The sequence below is a fragment of the Aureimonas ureilytica DSM 18598 = NBRC 106430 genome (genome assembly GCF_000382705.1).
In the GTDB taxonomy this organism is placed as follows: domain Bacteria; phylum Pseudomonadota; class Alphaproteobacteria; order Rhizobiales; family Rhizobiaceae; genus Aureimonas; species Aureimonas ureilytica.
This window is the reverse complement of the sequence record NZ_ARQE01000001.1, coordinates 288651-301737: the sequence shown is the minus strand read 5'-3', so window position 1 is coordinate 301737 and position 13087 is coordinate 288651. Positions and strand designations below refer to the sequence as shown.

The window sequence follows — 13087 nt, the reverse complement described above, 5'->3', positions numbered from 1 at the left end:
ATCCATGACCGACCCTGCCGACCTGCCCGATGCCGTGCGCCGGGTCGAGATCGCGGCGCTTGCCAAGGCGCTGCCGTTTCGGGTGGTGAAGACCGAGGTGATCGCCCGCACCGCCGAGGAAGCGGCGAAGGCCGTGTCGGCGGAGGTCGGGCAGATCGTCAAGAGCCTCGTGTTCCGGGGGGCCTCGACGGGGCAGGCCTATCTTCTGCTCGTGTCGGGCGCCAACCGCGTCGATCAGGCGGCGGTGGCCGAGGCGATCGGCGAGGCCCTGGAGCGGCCGGACGCCGATTTCGTGCGCGAGCATACAGGGTTCGCCATCGGCGGCGTCGCCCCGCTCGGCGCGACCTCGCCGCTCCCCGTCTTCATGGACGAGGACCTGCTTGGCTTCGAGGCCATCTGGGCCGCCGCCGGCACGCCCTATCATGTGTTCGAGACGACGCCGAACGATCTGCGGGCGGCGACCGACGCGCGGGTGCTTGCGGTCCACGGCTGAGCGTTCGAACCGGCAGGAAACGCCCCGTCGAGCCGATCGGTGGGCGTCTCAGGCGGGCTCTCAGCCGCGCGAGACGAATGTCCCGTCCCCTTTAGTGAGAGATGTCGGCGGATGGTCCAGGAGGTCCAGCACCCTCTCCGAAGGGCGGCAGAGCCGGGCGCCCTTCTCCGTCACCACGATCGGGCGGTTGATGAGGATCGGATGCGCGAGCATCGCCTCGATCAGCGCCTCGTCTGATAGCGTGGGGTCATCGAGGCCGAGTTCGGCAAAGGGCGTGCCCTTTTCGCGCAGGATCGCGCGGGGGCCGGTGCCCATCAACGCCAGGAGGTCCACGAGGCGCTCGCGCGTCGGCGGGTTTTCCAGATACTCGATCACCTCCGGCGCCTCGCCCGATTGGCGGATCAGGGCGAGGACGGTACGCGACGTGCCGCAGGTGGGGTTGTGATAGATCGTGACGGGCATCGGTGCCTTCCGCTTGACGATGCTCCTATGAAGCGCTCCGCCCCTCCCCGAGCAAGGCCGCGAGGGCCTGGGTCTCGAAGACCGGGGGATGGCAGGTCCGGTTCCGGCAGAGCGTCACGGCCGGGTAGCGCTCTGGTGCGAAGGCGCTGAGCGCCAGCGTTTCGGGCAGGCGCGCCGGGTCGTTCAGGACGAGGTCGATCCGGTTGAGATCGACCGCGCGCCGCACCGTGTCCTCCATCGCCTCGAAGCCGGGATTGGAGCGGAAGCCGAACAGGGCGAGTTCCGAGCCGCGCGCCAGCCGGTCGAAGCCGGCGAGAAGACCCGGATAGGCCATGCCGCTCGGCCCGATCCGCCCCTGCGCCAGCCGCGCCGCGCGCTCGGCCCGCTCGCCGAACCGCGCCTCGCCGCCGGCTTGAGCCAGAAGCGCCAAGCCTTCCACCACGAGCGCCGTCGCGCCCGGCACGGCGTCATCCGGGTCGCCGCGCGGGCGAAGCGGCATGTCGCCGGCGTCCGATGCGGTCATGAAATGGCCGCCCTCCCCGTCGCCATGCCAGCGCTCCAAGGCCTCGGCCAGGGCGTTGCCGGTTTCGAGGAAGCGCGCGTCGAGCGTCGCCACGAACAGGGCGGCGGCGGCCGCGATCATCGCGCCGTAGTCGGAGGCGAGCGCCGGGCCGGACAGGCGGCCCGCGCGGGTGGCATGATGGAGGCGATCCGCGCGCATCATCCGCGCGATGACGAAGTCGAAGGCCTCGCGCGCCAGACCGAGCGCGTCCGGCAGATGGAAGGCGGCGCCCGCTTCCGCCAGCGCGCGGATCGCGAGCCCGTTCCAGTCGGCGAGGATCTTGTCGTCGCGCCCCGGCCGGGGCCGCGCCTGCCGCGCCTGGAACAGGCGGATGCGCGCTTCCCCGAAGGCCGCCGGCGCCGCGTCGCCCGAGCCGCCGAGCCGATCCAGCACCGTCCAGCCGTCCCAATTGCCGGGTGGCGTGACGCTATAGGCGCGCTTGAAACCCTCGATGTCGGGCAGGCCCTGCAAAGCGGCGTCCACCTCCGCCTCGCGCCAGCGATAGAAGGCGCCCTCCACCATCCGGCCGGTCTCGTCGGCGCTGTCGGCGTCGAGCGAGGCGGCAAGGCCGCCGCCCTCGACCTGCATTTCGCGCCTGAGAAACGCGACCGTTTCCTCGGCGCGCTGGCGAAACAGGGGCTCGCCCGTCGCGCGCCAACCCCAGACGAGATGGCGCAGGAACTGCGCCTGATCGGGGAGCATCTTCTCGAAATGCGGCACGAGCCAGCGCGCGTCCGTGGCGTAGCGGTGGAGGCCGCCGCCGACATGATCGTAGATGCCGCCCTCGCAGAGCGAGCGCAGCGTCAGCAAGAAGGCCTCGCGATGCGCTGCCGGCCCGTTCGGGAAACCGGAGCGGGCGAGAAGTTCGAGATAGGGCGCGTTGGGAAATTTCGGCGCGCCGCGCATGCCGCCCCACTCCTTGTCGATCAGCCCGGACAGGCGCTCGGCCGCTTCGGCGAGCGCGCTTTCCGGCAGGTCGATCGGCGCCGCCGTGCCGGAGAGATGGGTCTGGAGATGCGCGCGCATCTGGCTCGCCGAGCGCAGGAGGCTGTCGCGCTTGGTGTCCCAGGCGTTGCGCACCGCTTCCAGAAGCTGCCCGAAGCCGGGCCGGCCATGGGCGGCCTGCGGCGGATAATAGGTGCCGCCATAGAAGGGCTCGCCGGTCGGCGTCAGGAACAGGGTCATCGGCCAGCCGCCCTGCTCGCCCATGGCCTGAAGCGCCGTCATGTAGAGATGGTCGATGTCGGGCCGCTCCTCGCGGTCCACCTTGATGTTCACGAAGAGGCGGTTCATCACGGCCGCCACCGCCTCGTTCTCGAAGCTTTCATGCGCCATGACATGGCACCAGTGGCAGGCGGCATAGCCGATCGACAGGAGGATCGGCTTGTCCTCCCGCGCCGCTTCGGCCAAGGCCTCGGCCGACCATTCGCGCCAGTGAACCGGATTGTCCCGGTGCTGCAGGAGATAGGGGCTGATCGCCGCGCCCAACTGGTTGCCTTCGGTCATCGCCCGTCCTCGTCCGTTCCGCCTTTGGGGAAGAGGTAGGGCGTGAGGTGATCGACGCGACCCGGAACCGGCCCGGCAAAACCGCCGCCGCCAAACGAAGCGGCGGGATCGCCCGCGCTTCGCTCGTTGCAGGGGGCCGGGCCGCCTGTCGGCATCAGGCTTCGGGAGACGCGCCGGCGTCCCGGTCGAGATCGTCGGCCGCCTGCAGGAGAAGGCGGATGACCTCGCCCGAGCGCTTTTCGTCGGTGGCCAGAACGCGGGCCGCGACTTCGCGCAGGTTCAGCATGGCCGCCTCCACGCCGCGCGGCAGTTCGGGGCGCCCGCCGCGCTCGTGCGCTTCCTTGCGCTCGCGCCGCTCCCGCAGCCGTTCGGCGACATGCGCGAGGCGTTCGAGAATGCCCTCGGCCGCGTCCCGGTTCTCGCCGAGATAGGCGCGGCCCTCGTCGGTGATCGCATAGCGCTTCTTGTTGCCGTCGCTTTCGGCCTGGATGTAGCCCGCTTCCTCCAGATAGCTCAGCGTCGGATAGATGACGCCCGGCGAGGGCGCGTAGAAGCCCTGCGTCATCTCCTCGACATGCTTGATCAGCTCGTAGCCGTGGCGCGGCTCCTGCTCGATCAGCGAGAGAACCAGAAGGCGCAGATCGCCCTGGAGGAGAAAGCGGCCGATCCGGCCTTCGCCGTCGTCGCCCATGCCACCCCCCATGCCGCCGTTCCCGCCATGGCGAGGCCCGCGCCCGGGCCCCCGGCCGAAGGGAGGGCGGCCCATGCCGAACATCCCATGCCGCTGGTGGTGAGACATGCGGTCGTGGCGGCCGTGTGTTTCGAATTCGTGCCTCATCGTGAGACCTCCGATCGTTTCAGATATATCTTAGATACGATCACGATCGGGCGGACGCAAGCCAAAAAGATATATCTAAAACAATCGTAAGATAGGGATGGTTGGAGGGTGGTGCCGGGATCGGGCGTCCCGCGCACGCTCCCCCCCGGCCTCGCGCGCATGCCGGCCCTTGACGATGGGGCCCGCGGATGTGCCAACGGGGGCGAACGCGATCCGCCTGCCCGACCCGAGGACCTCCATGACCGCCGCCTCGCCCGACGACACGATCCTCGCCCTGTCTTCCGGCGCGCTTCCCGCTGGCATCGCCGTGGTGCGCGTCAGCGGGCCGCGCGCGGGCGCGGCGCTGGAGGCGCTGGCCGGGGCGATGCCGGAGCCGCGCCGCGCCAGCCTTCGCCGGTTGCGCGGGTCCGATGGCGTCGAGATCGACCGGGCGCTGGTCCTGTTCTTTCCCGGCCCCGACACGGCGACGGGCGAGGATCTCGCCGAGTTCCATCTCCATGGCGGGCGCGCCGTCGTGGCCGCGCTCACCGCCGCGCTTCTGGCGCTGCCGGGCTTCCGTCTGGCGGAGGCCGGCGAATTCACGCGCCGCGCCTTCGGCAACGGGCGGATCGACCTGACCGAGGCCGAAGGGCTGGCCGATCTCCTGGCGGCCGAAACCGAGGCGCAGCGCCGGCAGGCCCTCGCCCAGGCGGGCGGCGAGGCGCGCGCGCTCTACGAGGGCTGGATGATGAAGCTCTCGCGCATCCGCGCGCTTCTGGAAGCCTCGTTCGACTTTTCCGACGAGGGCGACGTGGACGAGGACGTGTCCGCCGGCACGGCCGAGGCGGTCGCGGCGCTGCGGGCGGAGATCGCCGCGCATCTCACCGGCGCGCACCGGGCCGAAATCCTGCGCGAGGGCTTTCGGGTGGCGATCGCCGGCGCGCCCAATGCCGGCAAGTCGAGCCTTCTCAACGCGCTCGCCGCGCGCGAGGTCGCGATCGTCTCCTCGATCCCCGGCACGACGCGCGACGTGATCGAAACCCGGCTCGACATGGAGGGCCTGCCCGTTCTCCTGTCGGACACGGCGGGCCTGCGCGAAACGGCGGATGAAATCGAGCGGATCGGCGTGTCGCGCGCCCGCGAGCGCATCGAGGCGGCCGATCTCGTGCTGCATCTGATCGACCCCGGCGCGCCGGAGGAAACCCCGGTCGAGGCCGGCGACACGCCGGTTCTCCGCATCGCCACCAAGGGCGATCTCCACCCCGCTTTGCCGGCTTACTTCGATCTCTCGGTTTCGGCCCGCAGCGGCGCGGGGCTGGACGAGCTGACGCGCCGCATCGCCACTTTCGCGCGCGAGGCGGCGGGCGATCCCGCCGCGCTTCTGCCGGCGCGCACGCGCCATCGCGATCTCCTGCGCCAATGCACCGAGAGCCTGGAGGCCTTCGACGCCCGCCTGCCGCCGGAAGTCGGGGCCGAAACGCTGCGCCAGGCTTCGGAGCGGCTCGGCGCCTTGACGGGGCGCGTCGGCGTCGAAGACCTTCTCGGCCTCATCTTCTCCGAATTCTGCATCGGGAAATGACCATGGACCTGACCATCCGCGCCGCCGAACCCCGCGACCTCGCAGGGCTCGCCGCCCTCATGAACCTGCCGGGCTATCGCTGGGGCACGCTGCGCCTGCCCTATGAGAGCGAAGACAGCGCCCGCAAGCGCCTGTTCGAGGGCGGGCCGAACGCGACGCTTCTCGTCGCCCTTCGGGAAGGCGAGGTCGTCGGCACGATCCATCTCCTGCGCTGGACCGGGCGGCGCTCGCATGTGGGCATGATCGGCATGGGCGTCCACGACGACCACACGGGGCGCGGCATCGGGAGGCGGCTCTTGGAGGTCGCTCTCGACTATGCCGACAATTGGCTCGGGCTGGCGCGGCTGGAACTCTCCGTCAACGTGGACAACACCCCGGCCCTGCGCCTGTACGAGAGCGCCGGCTTCGAGATCGAAGGGCGCGAGCGCCAGTCCATCCTGCGCGATGGCGTGCTGGTCGACGCCTTCACCATGAGCCGCCTGCGCGCCCCGCCGCGCCCGGCTTCGGATCAGACGAGCGCGGAGGCGTAAAGCGCGCGAAGCGGAAGCGTGACACCGAGACCGGTGAGAGGGAGGACGGCGTCCAGCCCTTCGACGGAGGCCTCGTCCCAACCCGCCCCGGTCAGGCGCGACCAGTGGACAGCGCGAGGCGAGGCCTCGTCGCAGAAGACGATGTGGCGAAGAAACGGTGCCCGCTGGTAGTCCGCGATCTTGCGCAGGCGATTGAAGTCGCGGAGCAGGTCCGTCACGATCTCGAACACGGCGATCGGCTCGCTCGCGATCCAAGCCTCCGGCGCTGTCGCGCCCGCATCCACGCCGACCGCCGGGCGGCGGATCTGGCCGGGCCGCGTTTCCACCGCGAAGCGTCGGGTGAAGGGCACATAGCGCGTTCCGCGCAGCGCCGTTCCGAGCCAGCCGATCAGCGCCACCGCAAGGCGGTCGTGTCGGCGCGTCACGTCCTCCGGCAGTTTCAGGGGAAATCCGTCCACGAGTTCATGAAGCGCGTCCTCGCCCTCCTGCCAGCGCAGGAAGCGCGTTGGGCTCCAGGGTTCGGCGGTGCGAGGCTCGTTCATGCTCTGAGACCGGCGGGTTCGAAACGAGCAGGATCGTAATCTACGACCGAGTGGGAAAACAGGCTGACTCACTCAAGTCTTCGCCTTCCGTTGACAGCGACCCCCGCTCGGGGCTTAACCACTCCATGACCCAGAATTTGAGCGACATTTCCGCCGACGTCGTGGTGATCGGCGGCGGCCATGCGGGCGTCGAGGCGGCTTGCGCATCGGCGCGGGCCGGCGCGCGCACGGTGCTCATCACCCACAGCTTCGCGACCGTCGGCGCCATGAGCTGCAACCCGGCCATCGGCGGCATCGGCAAGGGCCATCTCGTGCGCGAGATCGACGCGCTCGGCGGCGTCATGGGCGAGGCCGCCGATCGCGGCGGCATCCAGTTCCGGCTTCTCAACCGGCGCAAGGGCCCGGCCGTGCGCGGCCCGCGCACCCAGGCCGACCGCAAGCTCTACAAGGCCGCCGTGCAGGACATCGTCCAGGCGCAGGCTGGGCTCGCCATCGTCGAGGGCGACGCCTTCGACCTCGCCTTCACGGACGGCAACCGCGTCGAGGCCGTGATCCTCGAAGACGGCAGGCGCATCGCCTGCGGCGCGGCGGTCATCACATCCGGCACGTTCCTTAACGGCCTCATCCATATCGGCTCGGTGAAGACCCCGGCGGGGCGCGTCGGCGAGAAGCCCTCGCTCGGCCTCTCCGTGACGCTCGCGCGCCTCGGTCTTCAGCTTGGAAGGCTGAAGACGGGCACGCCCGCGCGGCTCGACGGGCGCACGATCGACTGGGCGAGCCTCGACCGCCAGGGCCCGGACGAGAGCCCTTACGCGTTTTCCTATCTCACGACGCGGATCACCAATCCGCAGATCGACTGCGGCATCACCCGCACGACCGACGAGACGCATCGCATCATTCGCGAGAACCTCCATCGCTCCGCCCTCTATGGCGGCGAGATCGAGGGCGTCGGCCCGCGCTATTGCCCCTCGATCGAGGACAAGATCGTCAAGTTCGGCGATCGCGATGGCCATCAGGTCTTTCTGGAGCCGGAAGGGCTGGACGACGACACGGTCTATCCGAACGGCCTGTCGACCTCGCTGCCCGAGGACGTGCAGGAAGCCTTCCTGCGCTCGCTGCCGGGCCTGGAGCAGGTGCGTATCCTCAAACCCGGCTATGCGATCGAATACGACCATGTCGATCCGCGCGAGCTGACGCGCTCGCTGGAAGTCGCCAAGACGACGGGCCTGTTCCTCGCCGGGCAGATCAACGGCACGACCGGCTACGAGGAAGCCGGCGCGCAGGGGCTGCTCGCCGGGCTCAACGCCGCGCGGCGCGCCAGCGGCGCCGAGCCGGTCGTGATCGGTCGGGGCGACGCCTATCTCGGCGTCATGGTGGACGATCTGACGCGCACCGGCGTCACCGAGCCCTATCGCATGTTCACGAGCCGCGCCGAATTCCGCCTGTCGCTGCGCGCCGATAATGCCGACCGCCGCCTCACCCCGCTCGGCCTCGAATGGGGGCTGGTGGGTGCCAGGCGCGCCGAAGTCTTCGCGGCGAGCGAAGCGGCGCTGGGTCAGGCCCGCGCTCTTCTCGAAGGCGCCACGATCACCACGGCCGAGGCGGCGCGCAAGGGGCTTGCCGTCAACCAGGATGGGCGCACCCGTTCGGCCTGGACGCTCCTGTCCAACGCCGACACGACGCTCGAAATGCTGCTGCCCGTCTGGCCGGAGCTCGCCTCCATCCAAGGCACGGTGCGCGAGCGGATCGAGATCGAAGCGGCCTACGACGTCTATCTCGAACGCCAGCGGCGCGACCAGATCCGCCTGAAGCGCGAGGAGGAACGGGCGATCCCGGCCGATCTCGACTTCGACACGCTCAAGGGCCTGTCCAACGAAATCCGCCACAAGCTGCGCGAGCGCCGTCCGGCGACCGTTGCGGAAGCGGAACGGATCGACGGCATGACACCGGCGGCCCTCGCCATCATCCTCGTGGCTCTCAGAAAGACCGACCGTGCGCAAGCAGCCTGAACGCTCCGTCCGACCCTTCGCCCGCACGGCGGTCGCCCGCCCCGCCTCGCGCCCGCGCATGGGCAAGGCGGCGACGGATGCCAAGCTCGCCGAGGAGCGCTCGCTCGTCCTGTCGCGCCATGGTGTTTCACGTGAAACAGTGGAAAAGCTCGACGCCTATGTCGAACTCCTTCGCACGTGGCAAAGCCGCATCAACCTGATCTCGCCCGCGACGATTCCCGAAATCTGGACGCGCCATCTGGAGGACGGTCTCTGGCTGTCGCATCTGGCGCGTGCTTCCACGCGCTGGGTCGATCTCGGCTCCGGCGCGGGCTTTCCGGGTCTGGTTCTGGCCATCGCGCTTTGCGGGCGCGAGGGGGCCGAGGTCCATCTCGTCGAAAGCAACACCAAGAAGGCGGCCTTCCTGCGCGCGGTGATCCGCGAACTGGCGCTGCCGGCTGAGGTTCACGCCGAGCGGATCGAGGATTGCGGCGAGGCGCTGGGCGCGGCAGAGGCCGTGAGCGCTCGCGCGCTGGCGAGCTTGAACGATCTCTTCGGCCTCGTCGCGCCGCATGTGAGCGAGGACGCGGTGCTCTGGTTTCCCAAGGGGCGAAACCACGAGGAGGAAATCGCGGAAGCTTCTGCCCATTGGCGCTTCGACATGGTAAAGCATTCCTCACAGATCGAGGACGGCTCGGTGGTGCTGGAAATCCGGCGGCTGAAGGCTCTGGCGGGAGCCTGAGCCTCGCCTTTCGAGGTGTCGGACGCGTTGCCCGTGGAGGGCGACGCCGGTTCCCGGGCTCAGGAACGAGACGGTATGGATACGCTCCCTGTTTCGCGCATGCGCGTCATCACCATCGCCAACCAGAAGGGGGGCGTGGGAAAGACGACGACGGCCATCAACCTTGCCACCGCGCTCGCCGCGATCGGCAAGCGCACGCTCCTGATCGACCTCGACCCGCAGGGCAATGCCTCGACCGGGCTCGGCGTCGAGCGGGACGACCGTGCCGTCTCCTCCTACGACGTGCTCGTGGAAAGCGCCTCGATCACCGAGGCGGCCATGCCGACCGCCGTGCCGGACCTCTCCATCATTCCCTCGACGCTCGATCTCCTCGGCGTCGAGATGGAGATTTCCGGCTCGGCCAGCCGCGCCTATCGCCTGCGCGACGCGCTGCATTTCCATGCCGAGGCGACGCCGCTCTTCGACTTCGTCCTGGTGGACTGCCCGCCCTCGCTGAATCTCCTGACGGTCAACGCCATGGCGGCGGCGGACGCGATCCTCGTGCCGCTGCAATGCGAGTTCTTCGCGCTGGAAGGTCTCAGCCAGCTTCTGGAGACGGTGGAGCAGGTGCGCGACACGCTGAACCCCGCCCTGTCGCTGCACGGCATCGTGCTGACCATGTATGACGGGCGCAACAACCTGGCCTCCCAGGTGGTGCGGGACGTGCGCTCCTTCATGGGCGATCATGTCTACGAGACGATCATCCCGCGCAATGTGCGCATTTCGGAAGCGCCGAGCTTCGGCAAGCCGGCGATCCTCTACGACGTGAAATGCTCGGGCAGTCAGGCCTATATCCGCCTGGCGTCCGAAGTGATCCAGCGCGAGCGGCAATTGGCGGCGGCCTGACCGAAGGCCGTTCCGCTTGCGAAACGAACGAGACGCGGGCTCGCCCGCCAGAGGACAGATGCGGAGCCATCCGCAAGGAGCGACGAGAATGAGCGAAGACAAGGGACGCCAGCGTCTGGGCCGGGGCCTCGCCTCGTTGATCGGCGGCTCGGCCTCCTCCGCCGTTCCCTCCCGCGCCGCCACGCCCTTCCCGCTGCCGGGCGCTGCGCGCGTCGAGGAGCCGGGCGAGCGCAAGATCGCGGTGGGCGACCTCACCGCCAATCCGCGCAATCCGCGCCGCCGCTTCGACGAGACCGACCTGTCGGAGCTCACCGCCTCGATCCGCCAGCATGGCGTCGTGCAGCCGATCCTGGCGCGCAAGCGGGCGGACGGCAAGTTCGAGATCGTGGCCGGCGAGCGCCGCTGGCGCGCCGCCAAGGAAGCCGGCCTCACTCAGGTGCCCGTCGTGGTGCGCGAGATCAGCGACCGCGAGTCGCTCGAAATCGCCATCATCGAGAACGTCCAGCGCGCCGATCTCGACCCGATCGAGGAAGCGCTGGGCTACCAGATGCTGATCGACGAGCACGACTACACCCAGTCCGACCTCGCCGACATTCTCGGCAAGAGCCGCAGCCATGTCGCCAACACGCTGCGTCTCCTGAAGCTGCCCGACAGCGTTAAGGAGATGGTCGCCAAGGGCGAATTGTCGGCGGGCGCGGCGCGCACCGCCGTCTCGCAGGACGACCCGGAAGGCTTCGCGCGGCAGATCGTCGAAGGCGGCCTCAGCGTGCGCGAGGCCGAGACGCTGGCGCGCGGCGAGCCGCTGGCGCCCCCTGCCCCGCCGCGCGGCGCCGCCCCGAAGCGCCGCATGCCCCCTGCCCCGCCCTCCGTCGCCGAAGTGCGCGAGAGCGACACGCAGGCTCTGGAAAAGCTCCTGTCGGACACGCTCGGCCTTCCCGTCGCCATCGAGCTTCGCGGCGAAGGCGGCTCGCTGCGCCTCGACTTCCGCCATCTCGACCAGCTCGACCATCTCTGCCGCCTGCTCCAGACGCGGGTTGCGGGCGAAAGCGAGCCGCGCATCCGCAGCCTGTAAATGTTGCCAGGGGGAAGCGGGTTTCGCCCGCTCCCCATGAGGGCCGAGACGGGCCATCGGACCCCTGGGCTGTGGGGGCGTGGTCAGAGGGTTGAGACGCGTCGGGCCCGGACAAGATCGTCGCATGGAGCCCGCCAAATGGCGGAGCGTCTGTTCCGGCGAACCATCGCTGGGGCCGGAGCCTCTTCGGATGGCCTTGCGGCGGAAGGGAAAGGGGCATGACCTTGATCTCCCTGCGTTGCGGGAGATCGACCATCGAAGAGGACAGCGAGAGCCTTCGATGGTTTCGGGGCTGGCCGAGCGGCCATTCCCGCCGCGCTGTCTTTTCCGCACGCCCAATCCACTCATGGCGGCCCGTTGGTCCCCTGACCAGCCGCGCCCAGGCCTCGTGTCGTGAACGAGTATCATCTCCTATCTTCCCGGTTGGACGGACGCTCCGGAGGCTCTTGCGGCTTGCCCTGCCCCGTCAGGTCCCCTGCCGTCGCTGCTTTGTCAGGTCGATGACGCGGCCGTTCCGCGGCTCGCCGTCTCGCCACGCACGGCCTCTTCCAGTTCGCGCAGGAACAGGCGCAGGCCCCGATCGCGCATCTTGTTGGCGCGCAAGGTGAGCCCGAGTTCGCGCCAGAGCGGCGGGTCGAGCGGGCGGGAAATCGTGCCGGCGATCGGCTCGCCCAAGGCCAGCCCCGGCAGAATCGACACGCCGAGCCCGCCGGCCACCATCCGCTTGATCGTCTCGACGCTGCCGAGTTCCATGATCGGTTGGGCGGTGAGGCCGGCGGCGTCGAACCAGCGATCGAGCCCGCCGCGCGTGTGGCCGCCGGACTCGTAGAGGATCAGGGGCTCGGCCGCCATGGCCTCCGGCGTCGCCCGGTCGGGCTGGGTTTTGCCGTCTGGAAACAGCGCCAGCAGCGGCTCGCGCATCAGAAGCGTGGTCTCCAGCGCGCGGCTCGCCGGGACCGGCAGGGTGACGAGGCCGACATCGATCTCGCCCGCTTCGATCCGGGGCAGAATGTCCACCGTGTTGCCGATGCTGACGCTGATCTCCAGCCCCGGCATGTCGCGTTTCACAGTCGCCAGCACGGAGGGAAGAACAAAGGCGCAGGCCGTGGCGCCGGTGCCGATGCGAAGCCGCCCGGTTTCCTCGCCGCGATAGCGCGACACGGTTTCCACCGCGTCTTCCATCGCGGCCAGCGCGCGGCGCGCGGGTTCCAGAAGCGCCTCGCCCGCCGGTGTCGGCTGCGCCCTGCCCGCTGCACGGTCCAGCAGCCGCACGTCCAGAATGCGCTCCAGCTCCTGCAATTGCTGCGACACGGCAGGCTGGGTCAGGTGAAGGCGGCGGGCGGCCAGCGACAGGTTGCCGGTTTCCACCACGGCGAGAAAGCTTCGAAATTGCGGAAGGCTCGGCCATTTCGCCATCCGGACCCTCCAGAATAAGCCGGCTAATTCGATTGATTCATGGGCGGTGGAACGGGGCAGCCGAGATCGCCTTCCGGGCAGTTGGCATAGTCGTTCAACGCCTCGATGCGCCGCTCGGTCTGATCGCGCAGGCAATCGGCCTTCACCATGGGCTGGGCGCTGCCGCCCTGCACCGCCGAGGCACGGAACTCGCATTCGAGATCGCGAAAGCCGATCCAGGCCCGCTGCGCGCTGGTGAGATGCCCGAGCCGGTTCGGATCGCCCTTCAGCCGCGCCTTCAGGTCCCGATACAGCTCGTTGAGCCGCCGATCCGCCTCGCTATAGGCGCGCCCCGCGCAGAGATTGAGGCTCGTCTGGTCGGCGGCGCCTTCGCAGTCCAGCGCGTGCGCTGCCGGAACGGAGGACAGAAGCGCGAGGGCGAGCACCAGAGCGCCGCCCATATGCTGCGAAAGAGATGTTCGATTCATAGCTCCGGTCCCCTGCCCTTGGCGCG

At 69.5% G+C, this 13087-nt stretch carries 13 protein-coding genes; 7 read left to right on the top strand and 6 right to left on the bottom strand.

The features are described from left to right. Positions 1 to 4: 4 nt before the first annotated feature. Positions 5 to 493 (top strand): YbaK/EbsC family protein, encoded by a 489-nt coding sequence (locus B146_RS0101390; RefSeq protein ID WP_019994617.1) that lies wholly within the window; start codon positions 5 to 7, stop codon positions 491 to 493. A 60-nt stretch (positions 494 to 553) separates the two neighbouring features. Here B146_RS0101390 and arsC read toward each other — a convergent pair whose 3' ends face one another. The 3 genes from arsC to B146_RS0101375 form a co-directional block, all read right to left on the bottom strand. Next, the gene (gene arsC, locus B146_RS0101385; RefSeq protein WP_019994616.1) at positions 554 to 955 is read right to left on the bottom strand and encodes an arsenate reductase (glutaredoxin); all 402 of its coding nucleotides are present in this window, start codon (positions 953 to 955) and stop codon (positions 554 to 556) included. Positions 956 to 980: 25 nt separating this feature from the next. Beyond that, positions 981 to 3023 carry a thioredoxin domain-containing protein gene (locus tag B146_RS0101380; protein WP_019994615.1) on the bottom strand — a complete coding sequence of 681 codons (2043 nt, stop codon included), beginning with the start codon at positions 3021 to 3023 and terminating at the stop codon, positions 981 to 983. 154 nt (positions 3024 to 3177) lie between these two features. After that, complete coding sequence (locus tag B146_RS0101375; RefSeq protein WP_019994614.1) at positions 3178 to 3714, bottom strand: PadR family transcriptional regulator; 537 nt, start codon at positions 3712 to 3714, stop codon at positions 3178 to 3180. A 385-nt stretch (positions 3715 to 4099) separates the two neighbouring features. Here B146_RS0101375 and mnmE point away from each other — a divergent pair, with 385 nt between their 5' ends. Together mnmE and B146_RS0101365 are read left to right on the top strand one after the other, a co-directional pair. After that, positions 4100 to 5419, top strand: coding sequence for a tRNA uridine-5-carboxymethylaminomethyl(34) synthesis GTPase MnmE (mnmE, locus tag B146_RS0101370; RefSeq protein WP_019994613.1), 1320 nt, complete (start codon positions 4100 to 4102; stop codon positions 5417 to 5419). A gap of 2 nt (positions 5420 to 5421) precedes the next feature. Beyond that, entirely contained in the window at positions 5422 to 5949 is a 528-nt protein-coding gene (locus B146_RS0101365; RefSeq protein WP_019994612.1) for a GNAT family N-acetyltransferase, read from the top strand. On the opposite strand, the gene B146_RS0101360 is transcribed toward B146_RS0101365, so the two are convergent. Continuing rightward, positions 5928 to 6491, bottom strand: a complete 564-nt coding sequence (locus tag B146_RS0101360; RefSeq protein WP_019994611.1) for a Uma2 family endonuclease — start codon at positions 6489 to 6491, stop codon at positions 5928 to 5930. The genes B146_RS0101365 and B146_RS0101360 overlap by 22 nt on opposite strands. A gap of 125 nt (positions 6492 to 6616) precedes the next feature. Between B146_RS0101360 and mnmG the strand changes: the two genes are divergently transcribed. The 4 genes from mnmG (at position 6617) to B146_RS0101340 (ending at position 11178) form a co-directional block, all read left to right on the top strand. Continuing rightward, positions 6617 to 8500 (top strand): tRNA uridine-5-carboxymethylaminomethyl(34) synthesis enzyme MnmG, encoded by a 1884-nt coding sequence (mnmG, locus tag B146_RS0101355; protein ID WP_019994610.1) that lies wholly within the window; start codon positions 6617 to 6619, stop codon positions 8498 to 8500. Further along, a complete protein-coding gene (gene rsmG, locus B146_RS0101350; protein ID WP_019994609.1) occupies positions 8484 to 9221 on the top strand; it encodes a 16S rRNA (guanine(527)-N(7))-methyltransferase RsmG in 738 nt (245 codons plus the stop codon). The genes mnmG and rsmG overlap by 17 nt, the downstream gene beginning before the upstream one ends. Positions 9222 to 9320: 99 nt before the next feature. Continuing rightward, positions 9321 to 10106 carry a ParA family protein gene (locus B146_RS0101345; protein ID WP_155897348.1) on the top strand — a complete coding sequence of 262 codons (786 nt, stop codon included), beginning with the start codon at positions 9321 to 9323 and terminating at the stop codon, positions 10104 to 10106. 88 nt (positions 10107 to 10194) lie between these two features. Then, entirely contained in the window at positions 10195 to 11178 is a 984-nt protein-coding gene (locus tag B146_RS0101340) for a ParB/RepB/Spo0J family partition protein (RefSeq protein ID WP_019994607.1), read from the top strand. A 492-nt stretch (positions 11179 to 11670) separates the two neighbouring features. On the opposite strand, the gene B146_RS24675 is transcribed toward B146_RS0101340, so the two are convergent. Further along, on the bottom strand, positions 11671 to 12594 hold the full coding sequence (locus B146_RS24675) for a LysR family transcriptional regulator (RefSeq protein WP_019994606.1): 924 nt from the start codon (positions 12592 to 12594) through the stop codon (positions 11671 to 11673). A 23-nt stretch (positions 12595 to 12617) separates the two neighbouring features. Beyond that, complete coding sequence (locus tag B146_RS0101330; RefSeq protein ID WP_202814975.1) at positions 12618 to 13061, bottom strand: lysozyme inhibitor LprI family protein; 444 nt, start codon at positions 13059 to 13061, stop codon at positions 12618 to 12620. Positions 13062 to 13087 lie beyond the last annotated feature (26 nt).